Raw genomic sequence first — 22,804 nt, 5'->3', positions numbered from 1 at the left:
TCGCCGCCCACCGACACGGTGGGCGGCGACTCCCCTGCTCGAAAGGACGCCCCTGTCGATGCGCTGGGTCGCCGGACACCACCACACCCACCCTCCGCACACCATTCCCACTACGGCTGTCACCCTTACCGACCACCACATACCGGTCTGGATGATGGGCGTGCCTCCGCACCGCAGCGTGACCACCGACCAGGCCGTTGTCACTGTCGTTGGCCGCTGCGCGGCCAACGACACCGAACTGCGCGCCGCAGCGGAGAAGTCGCTGCGGACTCGGGACTGGTCGGTATTCACCCACTGGGCAGGTTCCTACCTCACCGTCCTCACCACCAGGCAAGAAAGCGTGGTGGTTCCTGACCTGGCTGGTATCTGGCCGCTCTACTACACCCATCACGACCACGGGTGGTTCTGGGCCACCCGTGCCCGCCCTCTGGCACAAGCCACCTGCGCCGCGCTGGATGTAGAGGTGTTAGCCGCGCACATGGCCGCCCCTTTGGTCGAGGAGCTGCGCGCCACCCGCAGCCTGTGGCACGGCATCCACCAGGTCCCACCCGGTCACACCCTGCACCTGGCCCACGATCGCGCCACCATCATCGCTCCCGCACCCCTGTCTGGTCTGGACCCCGACCAGGTCCCGGAACGGTTGCGCACCGCCCTGACCGAAGCCGTCGCCTTGCGCACCCCAGAAAGCGAACAGGTGAGCGCAGACCTGTCCGGTGGCATGGACTCCACCGCCATCGCCCTGCTCGCCGCCCGCACCACCGAGGTGTACGCCGTCACCTACACCACATCTGGCCTGGGTAATCACACCGACCTGCACCACGCCCGCACCGCAGCGGCCATCACCCCCGCCATCACCCATCACCTCGCCCACGGCGGCACCGACACCCTGCCCTACACCAACCTGCGCCAGATCACTGCGACCGACACCCCTGCCCTGGACCTACGTGCCTGGAGCCGCCACCGCGCCTACCTCACCCCCGCAGCCGAAGCAGGCAGCACCGTGCACCTGACCGGCAACGGCGGCGACAACGTCCTTTCCACCGGCCCCGCCCACTTGGCCGACCTCCTCATCAGCGGCCACCACCGCCGTGCCTGGACCCAGACTCTCGCCCACGCCCGCCTGTGGCGCGTACCCGTCCATCGCCTCGCCCGCGCCGTTCATCGCCTGGCCTGCACCCGCTACCCCGATGCCCTACGAGCTTTGGCCGACAACCTGGAGCACCGCACCCGACCCCTACGTCTGGAACGCACCCTGACCTGGACGGCCCCGACCGCCACTGCGGCCTGGCTCGTCCCGGCCATGGGCCACCTCCTGGCGCACCAGGCCCGCCACATCGCCGAAACCCACGACGCACATCAAAGGCTTCTGCCCGGGCAGTGGGCCGACCACCGGGGCCTGCGCTACTACGCCGCCGGCCACACCACCTTCCGAGACCTCGCCCACCAAGACCTCGGTGTGGACATCAGCGCCCCGTTCCTGGACAACACCCTCGTGCGCGCCACCCTGGCCGCGCCCTCCTGGACTCGTGCCGATGCACATCGGTTCAAGCCCACCCTGCGCCAGGCCATGACCGGAGTGCTGCCGTCAGGGGTGTGGGAGCGCGAGTCGAAGGATGCCTTCACCACCCACGCCTATCAAGGCCTGCGCCACAACGCCTCGGCCATTCGAGATCTGCTCACCACCGCCTACTTGGGTGAGCTCGGCGTCATCGAGACCGCACCAGTGCTGGCGGCGTTGGACCGGGCCGTAGACGGGCGCACCGCACCCCTGGGAGCCCTCGCCCAGATCATCACCACCGAAATGTGGATGCGCTCCCTGAAAGACGAACCCACCTGGTGGCCTCACACCCACCGCACCGCCACCGTGGGAGAGAGGCCATGATCGGCCGTGTCCGCCCCACCCGGTGGGCCGCCATGGCGGTGGACCCGGACGGTTGCGGTGCACTGATCCTGAACTTGCACGACGGCTCCTGGACCCATCTCAACCCCACGGCCGCTGCCTACTGGAACGAAGTCGTCACCGGAGGTCGCACCCACCTCGACGCACTGGCGGCCCTGGCCGGCCGTTTCGGTGTTTCCCCTGAACGCTTGGATACCGACCTGACCTCGCTCCTGGACGATCTGCACCAACGGCGCCTCATCACCATGGAGGAAGCCCGGTGACCAGCCCTATGGCCCTACCCGACCAGCGCACGCCTGTGAACTGGAAGTTCAAGGCGCTCGCCACACTGGCGTTCATCTGCGCGATCTGCCTGCTCCGCCTGCCCTTTCGAGCTACCATCGCCACCATCGAAATTCTGCACCGACTCCCGCTGGCCACCCCCACCGCTACGGACCCGACCCTCACGCGGCTTACGAACGCCTGCGCCCGTACCGGCGCCTGGTGGCCAGGCCGAGTCGCTTGCCTGGAAACCTCCCTGACCCTGGTTCTTGCCGCTGCCTTCACCGGCCGCCGACTCCACTGGTGCCTGGGCGGCCGATTCGATCCACCGGCCACCCACGCCTGGGCCCAGACCCCCGACGGCACCCCCGTCGGAGAAGGCGACACCACCGCCTGGCCGTGGACCACAGCACTATGCCGTTGATCCGCCTGAAACGAACCGGATTCCTGATGACCGACACACCGACCACCCCGCCCACCGTCACCGCAGCCCTGGCCCGAGTGGACGAGACTCACTACCGCGGCACCGACAAACGCGCTGTTCGACAGACCACCCCAGCCTCCGTCATCGAACGTCACCTGCCCCTCCTCGACATCCAGGAAGGGATGCGGGTGTTGGAGATCGGTACCGGCTCCGGCTATTCCACCGCGCTCTTGGCCGAGCTCGCCGGTCCCCGAGGGACGGTGGTGTCGGTGGACGTCGAAGCCGACCTCATCACCCGCGCCACCGGACTTCACCACCAGGCCGGCTACACCACCATCACCTCCCTGACCGGAGACGGTTACACCGGAGCCCCCGACCACGCGCCGTTCGACCGGCTCGTCGCCTGGACCACCCCGCCCCACCTGCCCACCGCCTGGGTCGAACAGGTCCGCCCCGGCGGGATCATCTTGGCCCCGCTGGTGTGCGCCCCGATCGCCTACTCCACCGCCATGGCCCGCGTCACCGTGGCCAACGACCACACCCCCGGACCCATCACCTTGTCCCGGGGCCAGTATGTGCCCATGACCACCCCCGCCCTGAACCGGTCCCGATACGCCACCGTCTCCCGCGTCATCGACGGCGAACGCAGCCCCTCCTACATCTCCGCCCCCTGGCTCACCGCTACCGAAGACCAGGACTTGGCCGAGGCAGTGTTCACCCGCATGCTCAACGCTGCCCACACCGAACCCGTCGATATCGGCTGGCCAGAGATCGAGCACTTCAAGCTCTGGACCATCGCCCACAAACCGGCCGGGCTGACCATGGCCCAACGCGGCAAGGAGACCATGGTCGGCATCACCACCACCGACAACGCCGGATTCGTCGCCCTGTTCCCCAACACCCGACTCGTGGCCGATTCTGCTACTTCACCGGCCCTGGAATACGTCCGCGCACTGATCCAGGAGTGGAAGGAGCACGGGCGACCAACGATCGACACCTTGGGCGCGCACACCACACCCACCCACCAGGGATGGACGCTCATGCTAGACCCCAACCCAAGGAACACCGTATGAACACGCGCTCTGCGCACGGTGGTGTTTCGTGCCGGGTGTGATGGAGGCTCTGGTGTGTCCTGCGTTTTTCGGAGTCGGATTTCTGGATCCTGGGACCACGTGACCTCAAGGAGGGCATCGTGGGACGTCGTGGATACCCCGCCGAGTTCCGCCGCAAGGTCCTGGACCTGGTCCAGGCCGGACGCAGCGTCGCGGACGTAGCACGCGAGATCCGCGACCGCCTGGTCGCGTTCACCGCCACCCCCTTCCACACACCGACCCCGAAACGGTAAGGATGTGGGCCATGGACCACCGCCCCCGTGCCTCCACCGACCGCGACCTGCTGACCGGGCACGCCTACCGCGACGATCGCCCACTCGCCGCCCGCCAGAACCTGTACGCCCACCAAAGGCCCCGCTTCGACCTGCCCGGCCTGGTCCTGGACCACGTCGGCGACCGTGCCGGGGTGTGGGTGGACACCGGGTGCGGCAATGGCCGCTATCTGGACCGGATCCGCACCGAACGCCCCCACACCCCAGTGGTGGGGGTGGATCTGTCGGCATCACTGCTGCGCAACGTGCCGGGAGCGGTGGTGTGCGCTGACGCCGCCCACCTGCCGGTGCGCACCGGCAGTGTGGAAGTGGTGCTGGCCATGCACATGCTGTACCACGTCCCCGATCCGGAGCGGGCCATCGCCGAAGCCGACCTCGGCCACACCTCCGGACCGGTGGACCTGAGAGACGAGCGCCTCGGCAGCCGGTCCGCTGCTACCCCTCGCAGGGGCGATGAGGACATCAGGTACAGGTCGTAGCCGGTCATCGGCCCCAGTTGCCACCCCTCGCAGGGGCGATGAGGATCGTCGATACGCGAACTTCGATCCTGCCGTGTGCCCTGGTACTCGCATCGGGAGGGCACGGTCGTGAGAACATGAGCCGGGCTCTGTTCGAGGGCGGTGTGCTCTTCGTTCACCGCGCCCCGGCTCGCGATAACGAAGGTCGTTCTGCGTTGCAGCCGATGACCACGAACGAGTGCGGACAGGCGACTGGAAACACCCTCAAGATGACACCGCATGCTCCCAGTAACCGTCGAGTGCCTCGCACGCCACCCGGTAGGAACCACGGTCAGAGTCGGCTTCCAGCGCGAAGTGCCAGAGCGGGTAAGGCCATGGGGCCGGCGTGGATGTGCCGGAACGAAGAGCCTTCCGGTCCAGAGTGGACGTGCGTCCACACCGGTACCAAGAAGGCCCTTCGCGCGTGTACCGGTCAAGGCGGCCGTCGCCGGCTTCCGGGATCAGGGCACCTGGATCGCAGCCTCCTGGGGAAGGCGCTTCTCTAAGGCCTGGACGAGGGCTGTGTTCGCCGAGATGGTCTGTAGACCACATGAGCGGCGCAGCCGTTCGGCTGCCGCAAGGCTGGCGAACCCGCTCCCCGGGACCAGGAGCGTCCCGACCTCCGGTTCCAGGGCCTCAAGGACCTGGCGCTCTAGTTCCGCTGCCTCCACGGCGTGACGCGCACCGCGGTCGAAGAGGTCGGGCCGATCGATGCCTTCCCAGACGGGAGGCAACTCGAAGCGGATGATCTGCCGCACGGTCACCGGGAGGTATGAGCGTAAAGCGTCCAGCGTGGCGTCGCTGAACCAGGGCGGAGCGACGACAGCGATATCTTCCGCCTCGCTGTCCACCAGGGCTTCGCGGAGCGCCTGGCCGGCTGTGATGACGGGGATCCCGCCGGCGAGCTTCTCCGCGCGTTCGGCGAAAGCGGCGTCGAAGGCGATCCCCCCGAACACGCTGGCACTGGTGAAGCAGTAGCCGAGTGCGTGCACACCGAGCTCCCCCAGTTGGCGGACGGCGATGTCCAGACCTGTGTCACCGAAGAGCGAGTCGAGGTCCCGTCCGGTGAACTCGGTGCCGAAGGCTCGCGGTGTCCAGAACCGCGCCGTATGCACGCTCGTACCGGGTCGCACGGAGGACCAGACCTCGACCTCGGGTACCGGGTCGTTGTGAATGACGAGAATACCGATTCTCAGGGTCACGCGGGGACCTCCGGCTGTTTCTCTGCTGTCTTTTCACGGCGCAGGACCAAAGGAGCGATCAACATGCCGGCGACGGCGAACGCGGCGGTGAGCAGGAACGCCCACCGGAACTCCGCTGCTCCGGGCGTCGGGCCCAACACGATCGTCAGCAGAGCCACCGTGACCGCGGCCGACAGATACTGGGACGTAGTCATGAGTGCTCCCGCCGTGCCCTGGTGTCCGGCGGACACGTCGCGGGTGCCGATGACGAACATGGAGGTGTAGATGACGCCGTGGCCGAACCCGCTCAGCAGCAGCCCGGGGAGTAGATGGGTGGCGTAGGAGCCCGAACCCAGCATCAGGGCGAGCAGTACCAGCCCTACCGCGCTGATCAGGAACCCCGCCGTCATGGTCGCGCCGGCGGAGGTGCGCTCCACCGCCCACCCTGCTGCCACGTTCCCGAGGGTGACCAGAACGGCCAGTGGTAGGAAACCCAGCCCCGCGTACAGGGGGTTGAACCCTTCCAGCTCCTGGAGGAGCAAGGTGACCAGGTAGAACTCCGACCCCACACTGGCCATGTACAGATAGGTGGCCACTATGCCGGCATTGAGCGATCTGGTACGGCGCAAAGAGCGATCCACCATCACGTTGTCGGACTTGGCCTCATTGGCGAGGAAAGCAGCTCCCAGGACCACGGCCGCCAGGAGCGCCATGCCGGTACGGGCGGCGGAGGAGTCCGGGTCCGCGACCAGGGTCAGGCCGATGACCAGGGCCAGGAGAGCACCTGTCCCCAGGAGCGCGGCGGGGAGGGGGATACGGTTGCTCCTGTACTCCTTGGAGGCTGCGGCCAGCAACAGCAGACCACCCACCGCGGCCAACAGGGTCAGGGGAACATTGATGAGGAAGGTCCATCGCCACGACACCGCGGTGAGGACGCCGCCCAGAATGGCGCCGACGGCGAGACCGGAGGCGCCGACCGCACCCCAGACGGCCAGGGCCCGCGAACGCGCGGGGCCCGCTTCGAACGTCGCACTGATCAGTCCGATGGTCGCCGGCTGTAGGAAAGCGGCGGCCAACCCCTGCGTGCCTCGAGCCGTGAGCAGGATGACGCCGTCCTGCGCGAACCCGCCCAGGGCGCTGGCCAGACCGAAGACGATCACCGAGACCAGGAAGACGGACTTGGCGCCGAACCGGTCGCAGACGCGCCCGCCCACGAGCAGGAGACCCGCGAACAGAAGGGCGTAGGCGCTGACGACCCACTGGAGCAGGGACGGGGAGAGGTTGAGGTCGGTCCCCACACTGGGCAGGGCCACATAGATGATCGAGTAGTCCAGCGCGATGAGGAACTGCGCCAGACACAGCACGGCGAGGGCGCCGACGGCCCGCGTGCGTCCTGTTGGGGTGGAGGTCATTTCTTCGCCTTCTCGGCAGTGTGCGTAAGGCCGTGCAGGTGCACGGACAGATCGGAGACGGTGTCGATGACGGTCGCGGCGCCCGCCGAGCGCAGGGCGGCGGCACTGGACACGCCCCACGTGACCCCGACGGCCGGCATCCCGGCGGCGACCGCCATGGCCGCATCGTCAGGCGAATCACCCACCACCACGCACTCGGCCGGTTCCAGGCCGAGGGAGGAGCAGGCCAGCAGCGCGGGGTCGGGGGCGGGTTTGCCCCGGGCAGCCTGGTCGTGGCCGATCACCAGGTCGATGTGCCGATCCAGCCCGGAGGCCTCCATCAGCTCCTGGGCACTGTGGGTGACCTTACTGGTGACCACGGCGAGCGCGGTCCCTTTGGCGGCGAGGTCCGCTAGCAGGGCGTCGACACCGGGGAACACCAGGGAGGATGCCACGGTCAGGGTGCGCCGGGCGAAGGAGGAACGGAAGACCGCCTTCGCCTCCTCCCACACCCGCTGATCCCCGTGTGGGAGAAGCAGAGGGAAGATCGTGTCGAGCGGTTTACCGATGAGGGCGGACGCGTCGTACGACAGCGGCACCGCTCCATAGGGGGCACAGGCTTCATGGAAGCTGTCCATGATCGCCGAGGGCGTGTCGACCAGGGTGCCGTCCAGGTCCAGGAGGACACCGCGTACGAAGCTCATGTGCGCTCCTTCGCGTCCATGCGGTGCTGGGAGCGGACCGAGGCCTCGACGACCGCCAGACGTGCGGCCAGGCGGGTGGTGGACTCCAGGACCGCGCGGTTGACCAGGGCACTGCGCCCGTCGGTGGCCTGGGCGATGGCGGAGAGGACGAACGGGGTGAGATCGGGCCCCGAAGCGCCGGTCGCGCGGGCCTCCTCCAGAGCGCTCGCGACCATGCTGTTGAGCAGATCGGAGTCGATGCTCCATTCCTCGCTGATGGGGTGGGTGACCAGTACGGAAGACGCGGAGACCGCGGCCCAATGCTTGTGCATGACCCCGACCACGTCCTCCAGGTCGTCGAGGCGGTGGGGGACGGGACAACCGGTGGTACGTGTGTAGTAGCCGGGGAATTCGTCGGACCGATACCCGATAACGGGTACACCAGCGGTCTCCAGGTACTCCAGGGTCAGAGCGGGGTCCAGGAGGGACTTGGCCCCGGCACAGACAACCGCCACCGGCGAGCGGGAGAACTCGGTGAGGTCGGCGGAGATGTCGAAGGAGACCTCCGCACCTCGGTGCACGCCCCCGATCCCGGCGACGGCGAACACCCGGATGCCTGCTTCTACGGCCCCGACCAGGCTGGAGGAGACGGTGGTGCCTCCAGTAGCGCCGTTGTGCAGGGCAACGGCCATGTCACGTGTGCTGATCTTGCCTTCGGCGGGCCCCTTGGCCAAAAGCTCCAGCTCGGTGTCGGTGACACCGACGCGCAGGACGCCGTCAACGAGTGCCACACGGGCCGGGACGGCCCCCTCGTCGCGTGCTCGCTGATCTACCGCCAGAGCGGTCTCCAAGTTGTGCGGATAGGTTCCGCCCGTGAGCACAGAGGTCTCCATGGCCACGACGGGTTCCCGGCATGCGAGAGCTGCGCCGACCTCCTCGGAGACGACGACGGTAGTGGAGCGGACAGGCATGGTCGAGGTCACTTCTTCTCTCCGTGCTCAAGGCCGGCTTCGTCGGTGAGCGAACCCCGGGCGGTGATCAGGTCTGGGCCGACGAGTCGGGGATGGTTGGCGGTGATTCCGTCGACGACGGTGTCGTAGGGGAAATCGTCGTATTCGCCGCGCCATCGAACGAACTCCATGTGGCGGCGTCCCTGGGTATCGAAGGGGTGGTAGTAGCTGTCACTGCGCCCGTCGAACTCCAGGGGTTTGATGCCGTACAAGCGGCACAGCAGGGTGTTGAAGACAGGGGTCGCGCGTATCCAGGAGCCGTCGAGCCGGACCGACACCAGGGCGTGGAAGGTGAAGAGGCTTCCGCCCATGATGTCGAGGAGGCGTTGGGAGGCCAGGTGATTGCGAACGTCGCCGTAGACGAGGCGGGAAGGGATGCCCACCGCCCTGACCGCGGCCGCGTAGACGATGGACTTATGGACGCAAAACCCCTGGCCCCGTCTCAGAATGGCGGAGGCGCGCAGGCCTTCCCGGCTGAGGTCGGCGCCGTAGACCTCGTACCGGATACCGTCGCGCACGGCGTCGTGCAATCGTACGGCGGCCTCGACAGGCGGAAGGTCGCGGTCGGGCAGGGTCCGGTCCACGAAATCCTGCACCTCAGGGCTCTGGTGATCTAGGAAATGGGTGGGAGTCGTCAGAGTGCTGGCGGTGGTCACAGTGTTTCCTTCACTCACAGTCCTAGTGCCTTGGCGATCTTCTGCCGCTGCACCGCGTTGGAGCCCGAGTAGATGGGGCCGCCCAGGGCGTCACGGACACTGATCTCCATACCGGTCTCGGTGAGCACGCCTTCGCCACCGAAGAGCTCGACCGCTGCTTGTGCGGTACGGAGGTTGGCCTCGCTGGTGAGGATCTTGGCGAGCGCCGTCTCCGCGGTGGCCCTACCCCCCGAGGCGACGGTCTCTCCCGCCGTGCGGAGGGCCTGCCCGGCGGTCTCGATGGCGATGTGCATGTCCACGACGGCGTTCTGTACGCCTTGGAAGGCGGAGAGAGGGCGTCCGAACTGTTGTCTTGTGACCACCCGCTCCACGACGCGGTCCAGGCGGCGCCGCATCTCACCGACATTGATGGTGAAAGCGATAAGGATTTCCCAGGTCATCACCTGGTCCAAGATCAGGAAACCGGTACCCGCGCCACCGACGATGTTCGCCTGGGGAAGTCGGCATTCGTCCAGGTGCAGTTCCCCGAAGGGGGAGGTACGCAGGGTCCCTTTGTCCAGCATCGGACCGAACCGGGCACCGGGTGTGCCCCTGGGGACGAGCACGGCGGTCAGGCTCAAGGGGCCGGGGGTATCGGAGGTACGGACGTAGACGACGGCCAGATCGGCGAGGGGCCCGTTGGTGACGTAGGTCTTCGAGGCGTTCAGGACGATGTGGTCACCGTCGAACCGGCCAATGGCGGACATGGAAAGCACGTCCGAACCGGTACCGGGCTCGGTGATGGCATGGCAGCCGATGGAGGTGCCGTCGGCTACAGCGGGCAGGTGGCGACTGCGAAGCTCGGCGCTCCCGAAACGGGTGAGCGCGAAACCGGTGCTGGCCAGATGGGTGGCGGCGCTGAAGTTCAACCCCGCGTCATGGACGGTGCGGCCGAGAAATTCGGCAGTCTGCATGAGCTCGGTGAGGGAGTGGCCGTGTCCACCCGTTTCCTCGGGTAGGCAGGAGCCGAACAGACCGGTGCCGGCCAGCGCTCTCCAGTGGTCCATGGAAAAGGCCGCCGCGCGATCCCGCTCAAGGTACCCGTCGTTGACGGTGGGCGCGATGTGCGCGATGCGTTCGCGAATGAGGGCGGGAGTAACGCCCTCCACACAGTGAGTTCCTCTCGTGGTACTCGCCATACTTTTCGCAACCCGGGTCAGTAGGAGGAGAATTCGGATTCGTCGAGGCTGTGTCTCTCATCGCCCCGCAAGGGCGGATTGAAGACACTGATCAACTCCAAGCCCTCGTGGTCACTGGCGATGAGCAAGTGCGGGTCGTGCTTGTCCAAAGCGTAGAGAACTCCAGGGAAGAGGTCGATGCGAACACTGCCGTCCATGCTCTCGACCGCTCCGCTGCCCCTGATGCAGTAACACGCCTCTAAGTGGTTCCGGTACTGGAGCTTAGACACAGTGCCCGCCCTGACAACGGTGTGTGCAACAGTGAACCCCAGATTATCCTCCTCAACGAGGAGACGTTGGCTACTGCCGTTTCCCCAGTCAACGGAAAGGGTGTTCTCATGGGACCGCATAATCATTTTTCTCCTCTTCCCCGGTGGGCCGATCATGTGTTCTTATGAATGAATTTCGAGATAGAATCGATGGTACTGAGGTCTGTCGGGGATATTTCCGTATCCATGGCGGAGACACCGAACTCCTTCTGAATCCACTCCACGAGCTCAAGGAGCGCGAGACTGTCAATGACCCCATTAATCAGGAGATCATAGTCTCCGGGAATCTCTTCTTCCGCCAATTCGGGTGCGTGAACAGACACGATGTGCCCACGAACCCTCTCTTGGGTCGTCATGGTCATACTGGATACCTCTCGAGGAATCGATTAATTGTGCTGTTCCTGTCGACCTTTCCTGTACCTGTCAATGGAAAAGGATCTGTGGTGAGGAAGAGGCGTCCGGGCAGTGCCTCTCGGGGCAGGGAGGAGGCCGCGGCCGAGCGCAGGGAGAGGTTCGTCGCCGAAGAGCCCGACTCGACCAGTACGGCGGCGACGAGCTCCCGATCACCGGAGTCCCTGCTCCGCGCCGTGACGACGGCATCGACAACCCCGCTCTGGTGGCGCAGTACGGCCTCGACCTCGTCGAGGGACACACGTACGCCGTGTACCTTGACCTGCCGGTCGGACCGGCCGACCAGGCGCAGGGCTCCGTCCCTGCCGGTGGCGACCAGGTCACCCGTGTGGAACTCGCGGCGCCCTTCGTACGTGCACCACACATCGCCAGGGGCGTTGACATAACCCAGCGCTTGGAAAGGGGTGGAGACGACGAGTTCCCCGCCGGCGCCGATGCGGTACTGAACACCACTGATGGGATTCCCCAGGGCACCAGGGGTCGCCGTGTGCAGGTCCAGGACGAAACTGTCGTTGGTCTCGGTGCTTCCGTAAACGCTCAGGAGTTCAGCCGCAGGAAAGGCGGCTTCGAGGGAGGGCAGGGCCTCCGTGGGAAAGAAGTCACCGGTTGATATGACGGTGTGGGGCCGGGGCAGGGCGGTTGCCGCCCGCGCCAGGGGGAGGAGAACGACGGGTACCGCCTGGACCAGGGTGACACCATGGACGCGGGCGGCCTCGGCCAGGACAGGGCCACGGGTGAGGTCTTCCTGAGCCGGGAGGACGACCGTCCCACCGGCGGCCAGAACCGCCCATACGTCCAGAGTGGCGATGTCGAAGTTCAGGGGTGAGAGGCTGAGGGAGACCGTGTCGGGGCTCAGTGCGAAGCGCTGCCGAGCCCAGAGGACGAAACGATCGATCCCGTCTGGGTCGTGAGCGACGATCTTGGGGTTGCCGGTCGAACCGGAGGTGGTGGTCCACAGGCCGTACGCGCCCCACAGGACACCGGGATCGGCGGCGAAGGCTCTCAGATCCTGGTCGAGCCGGGCCATGTAGGAGGGGCCTGCTCCGCGGGGAACGACCAGGGCTGGGCGCGGCGATCTCTGGGCCGCCAGGACCTCGACCACGGCTCCGCCGTCCCGGTCGGCACGAACGACCTGGACCGGACCGGAAGCGGTGAAAGGCGCTGCCCGTACTGCGGCAGCCAGGTCTCCATAAGTCATGCTCACGTCTGGTGAGCACAGCGCGACAGCATATGGTCGAAGCTGGGCATGGGACTCTATGGACGCCCAGATGGCGGGGGTGGCCATGGCTTTTTCGGCTCCTCGACTGGGAAACACAAAAAGAGTACATGCGCGTATGAAATTTTCCAGGAAGTGGCCGACTCCGGCCAAGAGGGTTACAGAACCAGAAATTTTCCCACTGGGTTGACAGCACAAACCAGACAAGGGATCACCCGGATCAAGCAGGCGTGATGCACTGTTTTTCAACGCCCCGGAACATCATCGCTTCCACTGCGGGATCAGAGTGTACGGAGTTCCATTTTCGGCACACTTGGTAATAGAGTCTTATGGAGGGTTTAAAAGCGGAGGATCGTGGGAGCCCTCCGCATTCGAATAGTCAGGCCAAAGACTCCCGGAGGACACAGGCCCCCACTGGTTCTGCGCCTTCGCGCACATCCTGTCCTTCCATCGTCGGAACCGGGCATGTCGGCTCCGTACCGTGCCCTGGCAGCCAGGCGGAGCAGCGGAGAACATTCCGCGCGGGGTGCGATACGGGGCTGTTTCACAATCGGAATCGTGAAGCGTCAGCGCTGATCACGATCTCGTAGCGATCCGACCGAAGAGCCCATGAACAAGCAACGGAGCCCGCTGGAAGCTCAGGAACTCTCACATCTTCGACTTCCCAGTACTCCGGTGCACCCCCAGTGAACTGTCCTCATCCTGTTTCTCGGAGCCGAAGAACCGGCACGGCGCGGATGATCCGACCGGCCTGCTGTGGACAGCGGCGTAGACGGCGCGGGATGGCCCCTGGTCGATCTGAGCGATGGCTCGCTCTCCGGGCACGAACCCGCACGACGACATCGCTCCCAGGGCTGGAAAAACCCCCGAAACCTGTGCCGGGAACGGCGTCGCTCCCCGGGAGCGGAGTCCGAACACCGAGTTTGTGCAGGTAGACGGAGGGTAGTCGCGAAAACCACATCCGAACCGGCGGCGTCTCGACGAGGCCGTCCGTGAAGACCACCATGCCCGACCGGACATGGTGATCGATTTTGATGGGGGCCAGATGAGCACGGAGTACGAGCGCGTGGTTCTTCCTATCCCGGATCGGCGGCCTGCCGGAGCGCCGGAGGTCAGCGTGGAGCAGGAGGACCTGGCGTTCAAGCCCATCACGCCGCTGCGGCCTCCGGAGGGCGCGCCGAACATTCTGCTGGTGTTGCTCGACGACGCGGGGTTCGGGTCGAGCAGCGCCTTCGGCGGTCCGTGTCGGACGCCGACGTTCGAACGACTCGCCGCGAACGGCTTGCGCTACACCCGTTTCCACACGACGGCGATGTGCTCTCCGACCAGACAGGCGTTGCTGACCGGACGCAACCACCACTCGGTGGGGATGGGCGCGGTGTCGGACATGGCCACGACCGCGCCCGGGTACACGTCGTTGCGGCCCAACACCGCGGCGACGATCGCGGAGGTGCTGCGCATGAACGGGTACTCCACGTCCCAGTTCGGCAAGTGCCACGAGGTTCCCACGTGGGAGTGGAGTCCGATGGGCCCGTTCGACCGCTGGCCGACGGGCAGCGGGTTCGAGTACTTCTACGGGTTCATCGGCGGGGAGACCAACCAGTTCCATCCGAGCCTGACCGAGGGCACCACACCGGTGGAGCCGGACCGGTCACCGGAGGAGGGCTACCACCTCAGCGAGGACCTCGCCGCCAAGGCACGACGCTGGTTGGGTCAGCAGCGGGCGCTCGCCCCGGAGAGGCCGTTCTTCCTGTACTTCGCTCCGGGTGCGACGCACGCCCCGATCCACGTGCCCGACGACTGGCTGGATCGTTACGCCGGCGAATTCGACCAGGGGTGGGACGTGGTCCGGGAGGAGACCTTCGCCCGACAGAAACGGCTCGGGGTCATCCCACCGGACAGTGAGCTGACCCCTCGCCCCGAGGGCATCCCCGCGTGGTCGCGGATGCCGGAGGAGATGAAGCCGGTACTGACCAGGCAGATGGAGCTCTACGCGGCCTTCCTCGAACACACCGACCACTGTCTGGGGCAGGTGGTGGAGGAGATCGAGCGGTTGGGGGCGCTCGACGACACGCTCATCTTCCTCATCACCGGTGACAACGGCGCCTCGGGAGAGGGCACGTTGAACGGCACCTGGAACGAGGCGCTGACCATGACCGGTATGACCCACGTGGAGACCCCGGAGTTCCTCCGGGCCAAGCTCGACACGTTCGGCACCCCGGAGTCGTATCCGCAGTACTCGCTCGGCTGGGCGCACGCCATGAACACCCCCTACCAGTGGACGAAGCGGATCGCGTCGCACTGGGGCGGCACCCGCAACGGTCTGATCGTGCACTGGCCGCGTGGCATCACGGCCCGGGGCGAGATGCGACATCAGTTCCACCACGTCATCGACTTCGCGCCCACCTGTCTGGAGGTCGCCGGTCTTCCTCAGCCCCAGATCGTCAACGGCGTCGCCCAACAGCCCGTCGCCGGTGTCAGCATGGCCTACAGCTTCGACGACGCGGACGCACCCGAACGGCGTGAGACCCAGTACTTCGAGATCCTCGGCAACCGGGGCATCTATCACAAGGGCTGGACCGCCGTCACCGCCCACGCACCGCCGGTGCCGGACTGGCCTCAGCGTGATTTCGACGAGGACGTGTGGGAGCTCTACGACACGACCACCGACTGGACCCAGGCCCGCGACCTCGCGGCCGAGCGGCCCGAGAAGCTCGCCGAGTTGCAGCGTCTGTTCCTGATCGAGGCGGCCAAGTACGACGTGCTCCCGCTCGACGACCGGTCCGCCGAGCGGGCCGACCCCGACCGCGCGGAACGGCCGGTCCTGGCCCGTGGTGATCGGCAGCGGCTGTACCGCGGCATCGGCCGGTTGAACGCGTTCTCCGTGATCAACATCAAGAACAAGTCCCACCACGTGACGGCGGAGATCGTCGTGCCCGCCGACGGATGTGAGGGCGTCATCGCCGCCCAGGGGGGACTGCCCGGTGGTTGGGCGCTCTACGCCAAGGACAACCGGCCGGTGTACTGCTACAACTTCTACGGCGTCGACCGCTTCCACGTCGAAGGCACCGAACCTCTTCCCGAGGGCACCCACCATCTGCGGATGGAGTTCGACTACGACGGTGGGGGTGTGGCCAAGGGCGGCACGGTACGCCTGCTGCTCGATGACCGGGAGGTCGGCCAGGGTCGGGTCGAGCACACCCAACCGTTGCCCTTCGCCTCGGACGAGCCTTTCGAGATCGGCCGTGACCAGGGTTCCTCCGTCACTTCGGACTACACCGTCCACGAGTTCACCGGAGAGGTGAACTGGGTGGAGATCGCCATTCCCGTGGGCTCCCACGACTACGACGCCGAGATCACCACGGACGAACGGATGCGGGCCGCCCTCGTCACGGAGTAGGGGATCCCACGTGACACGGACCCATGTGGAGGGGGACCATGATCGAGGTTCTCACGACGATGCTCGACATCGCGATCGTGGTGTTCGCGGCCGGTTCCATGTTCTCGGTGGGGCTCGGCCACACCCTCGGGGAGGTCGTCGGCCCGCTGAGACACGTGCGCAACGTCCTGCGCGCGTTGATGTCGAACTTCGTGCTCGTACCGGCGTTGGCGCTCCTGATCCTACGGATCGTGCCTTTGGAGGGTTCCCTGGAGATCGGCCTCGTACTGATCGCCGTGGCCGCCGGGGCGCCGTTCGTCATCAAACTGAGCGAGGTCGCCGGCGCCGACAGCGGCCTGACCGCCACGCTGCTCATCCTCGTGCTCCCGGTGACCGTCCTGTACATGCCCCTGGTGGTTCCCGTGCTGCTGCCGGGGATCGCGGCCCCGGCGGACGCCATCGCCCAGCCTCTTCTGATGACCATGCTCATCCCGTTGGGGGTGGGGTTGCTCCTACGGACCCTGTGGACGGAAGGGGCCCTGCGCATACGACCGTTGATCGGCCCCCTGTCCAACATCGCGCTGATCGTGGTGGTGCTGACCACCCTGATCGTGCACTTCGACGCGATCACGGGCATCGGCTGGAGGGCGCTGGTCGCGGTCGCCCTCCTCGTCGCGGGTGCGTTCATGCTCGGGTACCTCATGGGAGGAGGTGATCACCGTAACCGTGAGGTCCTCGGGCTCGGCACCGGCCAGCGCAACATCGCCGCCGCGACCATCGTCGCCTCCCAGGCCGTGGAGGACCCCACCGCCATCAGCATGGTCATCGTCGGCTTCGTGGTCGGCCTGGCGATCCTCTTCCCCACCGCCCGACTGCTCTCTCGGAGCGAGGCCGGTGACAGTGGGCGGTCACGGTGAGCGCCATCTCTCTCGGTGAAGGACCGCCGCGAGGATCCGAGCGTCCGTGGACCTGCCCACACGACACACGGAAATCTACATCGGTGAGTGTAGACATGCCTTCGGGGCGCTGCTACATTTCCTGTCGTAGCCACAGAGACACACAGCTGGGCCACCGGATACGCCGGTGGAAAGCGGTGCGGTAGGGCTCGACCGGCGCGCTCGTGGTACGGCGCCGGGGGTCGATGGCACCGCGGTCGAAGGCAGTGCACGAAGTGAGATCGAGAGGAGTAGGTGCCATCAGGATCGCCCGGGCGAGATCCGTTCCGCCCGGATACCGCAGGCCCCGGTTCGGAAGAAGGTGGTGCACGGTCACACAACCGCGATCCCCGCTTTCCCGTCCCAGCGTGATCTCGGGAAGCGGAAGACCGGCAGAGGCCGGTAGGTGGTATTGAACTCTCGGGCCCCGGCGCCGTACGGCGTTGGGGCCCCCGGCGTGCGTACAGGAGTACAGGAGAAGGAAGAAACGCGTTTTGTCACGTTCCACCACCGACGACAGATTCGACGATGACGACTACCCCGCCTACACCATGGGCAGCGCGGCGGAGATGATCGGTGCCACGCCGGCGTTCCTGCGCGCCCTGGACGAGGCCGAGCTGTTCAAGCCCCTGCGGTCGAAGGGCGGCCATCGCCGCTACTCCCGCCATCAGCTCAGGCTCGCCGCGCGCGCACGTGAGCTCGTGGATCAGGGCACCCCGATCGAGGCCGCGTGCAGGATCATCATCCTGGAGGACCGGTTGGAGGAGGCCCGGCGCATCAACGAGGAGCTGCGCACCGCCGGCCCTTCCGGTTGAAGGCGGGGCCGGCCGAGGTGTTCTCGCCGGGTCGTTCCCCGCTCCTGGCGACCGGCCCCGCCCCGTGTCGGGTGGGGCCTTTCTGTTTCCTTGCGGGCGGCGTGTTCCACCGGGGTCCGCGGCACTTCCCGGCGGATCTGGGAGCGTCTCTCGCCGTGGTGTCGGCGTGCGGGGCCGGACCCGAATTCCGTCGACGGGGTCCCCGTACGCGGGGACGGGGAAAAGGGCGGTGCCCGCCGGGGGATGGCGGGCACCGCTTCGGGGGTGGGGAAAGGAACGCTGAACGGGGAAGCGTCCCTTGGGATCAGCGGCTGAAGTCGTCCGGGCCTCTGACAGGTCCGTGGTAGAACTCGTGGTCCGGTTCGTCCTCCGGTACGGCCGGGTAGGTGGGGCCGTCCTCGGCGTGCGCACGATGGGCGGCGATGGGGATGTCGTAGGCCCGCATGGTCTGGGTGACCCGGTTGCGCAGCTCGGGGAGCATCGAGTACAAGACGTTGCCGGGGCATGCGGTGGCGTTGAAGTCCCGGTGGCCCAGGATCGCCGCGTGGGGGTTGAGCCCGTAGGCCCCGCAGAGCCAGGCCAGGGTCTGCACCAACGTGTTGGTCAGGGCCTGGGTGGGGCCGACGGAGGTGTAGAGGCCCTCGTTCTCGATGCCGATGCAGGTGCTGTTGTTGTTGGCCACGTGGGTGCCCACCACGTGCTGACCCGCCGCGATGGCCTCCGGGGTGCGGTCGCGACCCTCCATGAGGTGGCCGCCGCGGCTGATGGTGAGCTGCTGGCCGGTGTCGATCCAGCCGTTGTGGTCCATGTGGTAGTTCTGGATCGACCTGGACAGGGCCAGGGCGTGGTCGAGCGAGTAGTTCGTACTGTTGGCCGTCGCGGTGTGGTGGACCACGATGTAGCGCGGCGCGTTGGCCAGGACCTGGATGGGACTGCGCGGAGCGCGGGCGCCCCAGGCGCCCCTCCAGTACAGGTAGGGGCTGGCCGCCTGGGCGGAGGCGCCCGTGCCGGTGGCCTGGGCGGAGGCGCTCGCCGCGCCGAGTGCGCTGAGGGCCCCGCCGAGGGCGACGGCACCTGAGGTGAGGGCGGCTCCGCGTAGGAGTCCGCGTCTGTTCAACCCTGGCCGTGGGGTGTTGGTCATGGGTGTCCTTCATGGCTCGCGTGGTTACTTGCCAGTTCATAACAAAACACAGACCACGCAAGGTGCGCAAAGGGTCACATTGAGAATTTCCGTGGCCGGTTCCGGCCGGCATGTCGACGCTTTACCCCTCTGGCGGGAAGTCGACCGATGATTTAGCGCCGATCGAGGATCGGCCGAGGAAGACCCTGCCGCCATCGTCACATCCCTCCTTTTTCATGCGCTTTTTCCGTGAATCCGTACGGCCCCGCCCGTGGGAGACCACCGCCGACACCCGGCGGGCGCACCGGAAAGGAGGACGGGACGGGGGACGGCTCGCGACCCCGTGTCAGGCCTCCGCTATTCCGGACGGTGGAAATGTGCGCGCTTTCTTCTTCGCCCACCCTCGGGTCGCGGAACGAGGTTCGGAAGGCGCGTGCCTCCGTATCACCGTGCGCTGTGGCGCGAAGATGTCCACAGGCTGTGGACGACTCCTCGGCCCACTTCCCCAGGGCCCCCTATCGCGGGGCGTGGGGTCGCCTCCGGTCCTCCTCGGACCGACGCCCCGGTCCCACGCGGGATCCTCGACCCGGTCGCGGTGGTCCCGATCCCCGGCGTGGCCGAGGTCGTCGGTGGCGTCCGGGCGGGACGCGTGTTCACACGGCTCGTCGGAGCCGGGACGGACACGGCCTCCACACGTGAACACCGCCACAGGACGACTCCAAAGGACTCGGGGAATCGACCCCGGATCGGCGCCATGACCAGGGCGGCCTTCGAGGTCGGGCACGAAGGCGGTCCCTTGCCCCGGACGCGCCGCGTCCGCCTCCCGCCCCCGTCCCGCGCCACCGAAGTGACCTGCCGTTCCGGACTTTCAGTAAGCTGCCTGGGTCGTTCCCATTTCCGAGCGCTCTCGACCGCGCTCTGACCCGCCGCCCCGGCCGGGGTGACCGAAGCACCTGGAGCAGACCCTGCCGTGTCCATCTTCGAAGCAATCATCCTGGGCCTGGTCCAGGGACTGACCGAGTTCCTCCCGATCTCCTCCAGCGGGCACCTGCGCGTGGTGTCCGCCTTCTTCGGCTGGCCCGACCCCGGCGCCGCCTTCACGGCCGTCAGTCAGATCGGCACCGAACTGGCCGTGGTGGTCTACTTCCGGCAACGGATCTGGTCGATCCTGTCGACGTGGACCAGGTCCCTGGTCAACCGTGACCTGCGCGGCGACATCAACGCGCGCATGGGCTGGTACGTCATCCTCGGCACGATCCCCATCGGAGTCCTCGGTCTGCTCCTGGAGGACCAGATCGACAGTGTCTTCCGGGACCTGCGTCTGGTGGCCCTGAACCTGATCATCTTCGGTGTGCTCCTCGGCGTGGTGGACAGGTACGCGCGCAAGCACCGGGAACTGAAGGACCTCACCGCCTCCCGCGGTCTGACCTTCGGTCTGTTCCAGGCCCTCGCCCTGATCCCGGGCGTCTCGCGCTCGGGCGGAACGATCACGGGTGGGATGCTGCTCGGTTTCAAGCGCAAGGAGGCCGCCGAGTACGCCTTCCTCCTGGCTCTGCCCGCCGTCTTCGCCTCGGGCCTGTACAAGCTGACCGACATCGGTGGCGACGAGTACGCCGGATGGGGCGCCACCATCGTGGGCACGATCATCGCGGGTGTCGTCGGCTTCGTGGTGATCGCCTGGCTGATGCGGTTCATCTCCACGCACAGCTTCATGCCGTTCGTCTACTACCGCGTGGGCCTGGGCATCGTCATCCTGGCCCTGGTGAGCTGGGGCGTGCTCGACCCGCAGAGCGGTGCGGAGTCCCAGCCCGCCCGGAGCGACATCGTCGCCACACAGGAGACGTCCCAGGACAAAGAGGAAGAGGAGCCCGAACCCGGTGGCGACGGCCCCTCCGAGAGTCCCGCCACGGAACCCGCCGCCGACCCCTCCGAGGAGCCGACGACACCGGAGGTCGATCCGGTCACCGGTTGGGAGATCGATCCCGAGGTGGGCCTTCCGCGCAACCCCGAGACCGGTCTGTACCACGACTCGAGCCTGGGGATGGACGTGGACTACGACTTCTCGTCCGGCCAGGCCATCAACCCGGTCACCGGGGAACGGTACGACCCCAAGGCGTCCAGGTGAGCCGGGGGCCCGTCGGCCCCTCCCGACGGGCCCCCGACGACGGTCAGCCGCCGAGGTGGCTCACGGCGGAGTCCAGTCGGCGCGCCAGGGCCTCGGTCTCCTCCCGGGTCGGCTCCTGGCCACCGGAGGGCATGATGTCGCCGCGGCTCGCCACGCGCAGCGCGCCCCTGTAGCGCGGATCGTCGAGTCGTGCCGCGTCCACGACCTCGGCGCGTCCCTCCCGGACGATCAACACCGGGTCGCCGTCCTCCGTACGCAGCAGCCGAGCCACGTGCTCGGCACGGATCGTCTCCACCGCCGCCCCCTCGTTCTCTCGTCGGTCCTCTTCCCGCCGCTACCCGGGTGGGAGGGGACCGACACCCGGTGAGTCGTACGCCATGGGACGTGCCACGTCGCCACGGCCCGGCCGGCCCGGACGATTGGGGGCGCGCGGCGCCGGGTAGGCGCCCTGAGTGTCCTGGCAGGTCAGGCCGTTCACCGCCGCTGACCGGGAGGTGGAGCGGACCTGCCCTCACACGAGACGGAGGGACCGACATGAGCCTCAGACATGGCATCGAGGGACTGCGCGAGATCCTGGGCGAGGTGGCGTTTCCCGCCGACAAGGACCGGATCGTGTCGCACGCCCGGGACTCGGGAGCCGACGAGGAACTGTTGGGCGCGCTGAGGTCGATGCCGCCGGTCGACTACGGCGAGCCCGAGGAGGTACTGCGTTCGGTTCCCCTGCCCCGCTCCGACACGGACGCACGTCCCGAGTCCGCCCGCGCCCAGCAGCGCAGGGAACACACCAAGCCCGGTATGTCCGAGTCGATGAAGGAGACCCGACCGGTCAACCCCATCGAGGAGGAGTTGGGCGAGAACCGCAAGTCCTGAACGGACGCCACCCGGGTCGGGGCCCGCCGGATCAGTCGACCGACCGCAGGAGTTCGGCGACCCGATCGGGCTGCTCGTTCAGGGCCAGGTGGCCCGCGCCCTCCATGACGGTCACCTCCGCGTCCAGGAAGCGGCGGGCCGGACCGTGCAGGCGCGCGGGAGAGTAGAACACGTCGTGGGAGCCGGTGGCCACGACGACCGGGGTGCCCTCCCAGGGTTGCAGGTGTTCCAGGGGCAGGGGTCCCGGGGCCAGACTGGTCCGGCAGTGGCGTCCGACCAGCGTCATCCACGGCGCGTAGGGGTGGACGCCCCGCGTCACCTGGCCGGGGCCGCTCAGGAAGTTGAGCAGTCGGGTGCTCTTGTCGTCACGCGGGCTGACCACCCACGGCAGGGTGACCCGCATCAGTTCCGAACTCATGGCCGCCGTGGTCAGCCCCGCCGGGCCCACCAGGACCATGGCGTGCAGCAGGGGCGAGGGCTTGGCCGCCAAGGCCACGACCGCGCCCAGGGAGTGGGCGAGCACGGTGACGGGCCGCTCGGTGAGGCGGGGCAGGACCTCGTTGAACCAGGACCCGTAGGCCGAGGCCCGGTCGGTCCTGGGGCGGACCCCGGCGCTCAGGCCCGGCTGTCCGGGCAGGTCCACCAGGATCACCTCGCGGTCGCGGGCGATGACCCGGGCCGTGCCCACGGAGGTCGCCGAGTTGAAGTTGGTACCGCTCAGGACGAGTACGGGGGTGGCCTTCCCTCCCGAGGCCCGGAAGGCGCGGGTGGAACCGAGCTCGGTGTCGAGTTCCGGCAGGGCGAACAACTCCGGCCAGTCGTCGATCCGCTGTTCACACCAGGCGCGGACCTCGCGAGATCCGGCCTCTGAGCGGTAGATACGCGTACCCTGGGGACCAGCATCGGACATGGGGCACCTGTTGTTCCACGGTAGGCGACAGTGTCTGCCGACCAGTCTTCCCGGCACACCTGCGCAAGACTGTACTCATCGGATTTCGGGCGCGCCAGCAGAAGAACGGGCACATATCCGCTGGTTGGACATTCAACCCGCCTTCGGTGA

Annotated in this window: 23 protein-coding genes; 11 read left to right on the top strand and 12 right to left on the bottom strand. The window is 67.3% G+C overall.

What is annotated here, in order from left to right; genetic code table 11:
• Positions 1 to 58: 58 nt before the first annotated feature.
• The 6 genes from PFX91_RS03260 (at position 59) to PFX91_RS03235 (ending at position 4,448) form a co-directional block, all read left to right on the top strand.
• The gene (locus PFX91_RS03260) at positions 59 to 1,882 is read left to right on the top strand and encodes an albusnodin/ikarugamycin family macrolactam cyclase (RefSeq protein WP_285729290.1); all 1,824 of its coding nucleotides are present in this window, start codon (positions 59 to 61) and stop codon (positions 1,880 to 1,882) included.
• The gene (locus tag PFX91_RS03255) at positions 1,879 to 2,163 is read left to right on the top strand and encodes a PqqD family protein (protein WP_285729289.1); all 285 of its coding nucleotides are present in this window, start codon (positions 1,879 to 1,881) and stop codon (positions 2,161 to 2,163) included. Before PFX91_RS03260 ends, PFX91_RS03255 begins: the two co-directional genes overlap by 4 nt.
• Positions 2,160 to 2,585, top strand: a complete 426-nt coding sequence (locus PFX91_RS03250; protein WP_285729288.1) for a lasso peptide biosynthesis B2 protein — start codon at positions 2,160 to 2,162, stop codon at positions 2,583 to 2,585. The genes PFX91_RS03255 and PFX91_RS03250 overlap by 4 nt, the downstream gene beginning before the upstream one ends.
• A 26-nt stretch (positions 2,586 to 2,611) precedes the next feature.
• Positions 2,612 to 3,658, top strand: a complete 1,047-nt coding sequence (locus PFX91_RS03245; protein ID WP_285729286.1) for a protein-L-isoaspartate O-methyltransferase family protein — start codon at positions 2,612 to 2,614, stop codon at positions 3,656 to 3,658.
• 119 nt (positions 3,659 to 3,777) lie between these two features.
• Positions 3,778 to 3,930 (top strand): hypothetical protein, encoded by a 153-nt coding sequence (locus PFX91_RS03240; RefSeq protein ID WP_285729284.1) that lies wholly within the window; start codon positions 3,778 to 3,780, stop codon positions 3,928 to 3,930.
• Positions 3,931 to 3,941: 11 nt separating this feature from the next.
• On the top strand, positions 3,942 to 4,448 hold the full coding sequence (locus tag PFX91_RS03235; RefSeq protein ID WP_285729283.1) for a class I SAM-dependent methyltransferase: 507 nt from the start codon (positions 3,942 to 3,944) through the stop codon (positions 4,446 to 4,448).
• A 479-nt stretch (positions 4,449 to 4,927) separates the two neighbouring features.
• Here the strand turns inward: PFX91_RS03235 and PFX91_RS03230 are convergent, their stop codons facing one another.
• From PFX91_RS03230 to PFX91_RS03190, 9 genes are read right to left on the bottom strand one after another with little or no spacing between them, the layout of a single operon-like run.
• Positions 4,928 to 5,668, bottom strand: coding sequence for an aspartate racemase/maleate isomerase family protein (locus PFX91_RS03230; protein ID WP_285729281.1), 741 nt, complete (start codon positions 5,666 to 5,668; stop codon positions 4,928 to 4,930).
• Positions 5,665 to 7,059: an MFS transporter gene (locus PFX91_RS03225; protein ID WP_285729280.1), complete on the bottom strand. Its 1,395-nt coding sequence runs from the start codon at positions 7,057 to 7,059 to the stop codon at positions 5,665 to 5,667. Before PFX91_RS03225 ends, PFX91_RS03230 begins: the two co-directional genes overlap by 4 nt.
• The gene (locus PFX91_RS03220; RefSeq protein WP_285729279.1) at positions 7,056 to 7,742 is read right to left on the bottom strand and encodes an HAD family hydrolase; all 687 of its coding nucleotides are present in this window, start codon (positions 7,740 to 7,742) and stop codon (positions 7,056 to 7,058) included. The genes PFX91_RS03225 and PFX91_RS03220 overlap by 4 nt, the downstream gene beginning before the upstream one ends.
• Positions 7,739 to 8,692, bottom strand: coding sequence for a pseudouridine-5'-phosphate glycosidase (locus PFX91_RS03215; protein ID WP_285729278.1), 954 nt, complete (start codon positions 8,690 to 8,692; stop codon positions 7,739 to 7,741). Before PFX91_RS03215 ends, PFX91_RS03220 begins: the two co-directional genes overlap by 4 nt.
• A gap of 8 nt (positions 8,693 to 8,700) precedes the next feature.
• A complete protein-coding gene (locus PFX91_RS03210; RefSeq protein WP_285729276.1) occupies positions 8,701 to 9,387 on the bottom strand; it encodes a transglutaminase-like domain-containing protein in 687 nt (228 codons plus the stop codon).
• A gap of 14 nt (positions 9,388 to 9,401) precedes the next feature.
• Positions 9,402 to 10,535, bottom strand: a complete 1,134-nt coding sequence (locus PFX91_RS03205) for an acyl-CoA dehydrogenase family protein (RefSeq protein WP_285729275.1) — start codon at positions 10,533 to 10,535, stop codon at positions 9,402 to 9,404.
• 47 nt (positions 10,536 to 10,582) lie between these two features.
• The gene (locus tag PFX91_RS03200; RefSeq protein ID WP_285729274.1) at positions 10,583 to 10,990 is read right to left on the bottom strand and encodes an ectoine synthase; all 408 of its coding nucleotides are present in this window, start codon (positions 10,988 to 10,990) and stop codon (positions 10,583 to 10,585) included.
• A complete protein-coding gene (locus PFX91_RS03195) occupies positions 10,987 to 11,235 on the bottom strand; it encodes an acyl carrier protein (protein ID WP_285729272.1) in 249 nt (82 codons plus the stop codon). Before PFX91_RS03195 ends, PFX91_RS03200 begins: the two co-directional genes overlap by 4 nt.
• Positions 11,232 to 12,482: an AMP-binding protein gene (locus PFX91_RS03190; protein WP_285729543.1), complete on the bottom strand. Its 1,251-nt coding sequence runs from the start codon at positions 12,480 to 12,482 to the stop codon at positions 11,232 to 11,234. The genes PFX91_RS03195 and PFX91_RS03190 overlap by 4 nt, the downstream gene beginning before the upstream one ends.
• Before the next feature lie 1,063 nt (positions 12,483 to 13,545).
• On the opposite strand from PFX91_RS03190, the gene PFX91_RS03185 reads away from it, so the two are divergent.
• From PFX91_RS03185 to PFX91_RS03175, 3 genes are all read left to right on the top strand, one after another.
• Complete coding sequence (locus tag PFX91_RS03185) at positions 13,546 to 15,900, top strand: arylsulfatase (RefSeq protein WP_285729270.1); 2,355 nt, start codon at positions 13,546 to 13,548, stop codon at positions 15,898 to 15,900.
• Positions 15,901 to 15,938: 38 nt separating this feature from the next.
• Entirely contained in the window at positions 15,939 to 16,796 is an 858-nt protein-coding gene (locus PFX91_RS03180) for a bile acid:sodium symporter family protein (protein WP_285729269.1), read from the top strand.
• Between the two features lie 512 nt (positions 16,797 to 17,308).
• A complete protein-coding gene (locus PFX91_RS03175; protein WP_285729268.1) occupies positions 17,309 to 17,629 on the top strand; it encodes a MerR family transcriptional regulator in 321 nt (106 codons plus the stop codon).
• 304 nt (positions 17,630 to 17,933) lie between these two features.
• Here PFX91_RS03175 and PFX91_RS03170 read toward each other — a convergent pair whose 3' ends face one another.
• A complete protein-coding gene (locus PFX91_RS03170) occupies positions 17,934 to 18,770 on the bottom strand; it encodes a peptidoglycan recognition protein family protein (protein WP_285729266.1) in 837 nt (278 codons plus the stop codon).
• A gap of 949 nt (positions 18,771 to 19,719) precedes the next feature.
• Here PFX91_RS03170 and PFX91_RS03165 point away from each other — a divergent pair.
• A complete protein-coding gene (locus PFX91_RS03165; protein WP_285729264.1) occupies positions 19,720 to 20,874 on the top strand; it encodes an undecaprenyl-diphosphate phosphatase in 1,155 nt (384 codons plus the stop codon).
• Positions 20,875 to 20,917: 43 nt separating this feature from the next.
• On the opposite strand, the gene PFX91_RS03160 is transcribed toward PFX91_RS03165, so the two are convergent.
• Complete coding sequence (locus PFX91_RS03160) at positions 20,918 to 21,169, bottom strand: hypothetical protein (protein WP_285729263.1); 252 nt, start codon at positions 21,167 to 21,169, stop codon at positions 20,918 to 20,920.
• 239 nt (positions 21,170 to 21,408) lie between these two features.
• Here PFX91_RS03160 and PFX91_RS03155 point away from each other — a divergent pair, with 239 nt between their 5' ends.
• Positions 21,409 to 21,744, top strand: a complete 336-nt coding sequence (locus PFX91_RS03155) for a DUF2795 domain-containing protein (RefSeq protein WP_285729261.1) — start codon at positions 21,409 to 21,411, stop codon at positions 21,742 to 21,744.
• Positions 21,745 to 21,775: 31 nt separating this feature from the next.
• Here the strand turns inward: PFX91_RS03155 and PFX91_RS03150 are convergent, their stop codons facing one another.
• Positions 21,776 to 22,654 (bottom strand): alpha/beta fold hydrolase, encoded by an 879-nt coding sequence (locus PFX91_RS03150; protein WP_285729260.1) that lies wholly within the window; start codon positions 22,652 to 22,654, stop codon positions 21,776 to 21,778.
• Positions 22,655 to 22,804 lie beyond the last annotated feature (150 nt).

Source organism: Nocardiopsis sp. ATB16-24, assembly GCF_030271535.1.
Taxonomy (GTDB): Bacteria; Actinomycetota; Actinomycetes; order Streptosporangiales; family Streptosporangiaceae; genus Nocardiopsis.
The sequence above is the reverse complement of the archived record's forward strand: the minus strand, read 5'-3'. Positions and strand labels throughout refer to the sequence as shown.

Excerpts from the sequence above, each read along its gene's own strand:
- PFX91_RS03260 (WP_285729290.1), top strand. The coding sequence starts at position 59 with ATGCGCTGGGTCGCCGGACACCACCACACCCACCCTCCGCACACCATT.
- PFX91_RS03255 (WP_285729289.1), top strand. The coding sequence starts at position 1,879 with ATGATCGGCCGTGTCCGCCCCACCCGGTGGGCCGCCATGGCGGTGGAC.
- PFX91_RS03245 (WP_285729286.1), top strand. The coding sequence starts at position 2,612 with ATGACCGACACACCGACCACCCCGCCCACCGTCACCGCAGCCCTGGCC.
- PFX91_RS03235 (WP_285729283.1), top strand. The coding sequence starts at position 3,942 with ATGGACCACCGCCCCCGTGCCTCCACCGACCGCGACCTGCTGACCGGG.
- PFX91_RS03225 (WP_285729280.1), bottom strand. The coding sequence starts at position 7,059 with ATGACCTCCACCCCAACAGGACGCACGCGGGCCGTCGGCGCCCTCGCC.
- PFX91_RS03220 (WP_285729279.1), bottom strand. The coding sequence starts at position 7,742 with ATGAGCTTCGTACGCGGTGTCCTCCTGGACCTGGACGGCACCCTGGTC.
- PFX91_RS03215 (WP_285729278.1), bottom strand. The coding sequence starts at position 8,692 with ATGCCTGTCCGCTCCACTACCGTCGTCGTCTCCGAGGAGGTCGGCGCA.
- PFX91_RS03200 (WP_285729274.1), bottom strand. The coding sequence starts at position 10,990 with ATGATCGGCCCACCGGGGAAGAGGAGAAAAATGATTATGCGGTCCCAT.
- PFX91_RS03195 (WP_285729272.1), bottom strand. The coding sequence starts at position 11,235 with ATGACCATGACGACCCAAGAGAGGGTTCGTGGGCACATCGTGTCTGTT.
- PFX91_RS03190 (WP_285729543.1), bottom strand. The coding sequence starts at position 12,482 with ATGACTTATGGAGACCTGGCTGCCGCAGTACGGGCAGCGCCTTTCACC.
- PFX91_RS03185 (WP_285729270.1), top strand. The coding sequence starts at position 13,546 with ATGAGCACGGAGTACGAGCGCGTGGTTCTTCCTATCCCGGATCGGCGG.
- PFX91_RS03180 (WP_285729269.1), top strand. The coding sequence starts at position 15,939 with ATGATCGAGGTTCTCACGACGATGCTCGACATCGCGATCGTGGTGTTC.
- PFX91_RS03170 (WP_285729266.1), bottom strand. The coding sequence starts at position 18,770 with ATGACCAACACCCCACGGCCAGGGTTGAACAGACGCGGACTCCTACGC.
- PFX91_RS03155 (WP_285729261.1), top strand. The coding sequence starts at position 21,409 with ATGAGCCTCAGACATGGCATCGAGGGACTGCGCGAGATCCTGGGCGAG.
- PFX91_RS03150 (WP_285729260.1), bottom strand. The coding sequence starts at position 22,654 with ATGTCCGATGCTGGTCCCCAGGGTACGCGTATCTACCGCTCAGAGGCC.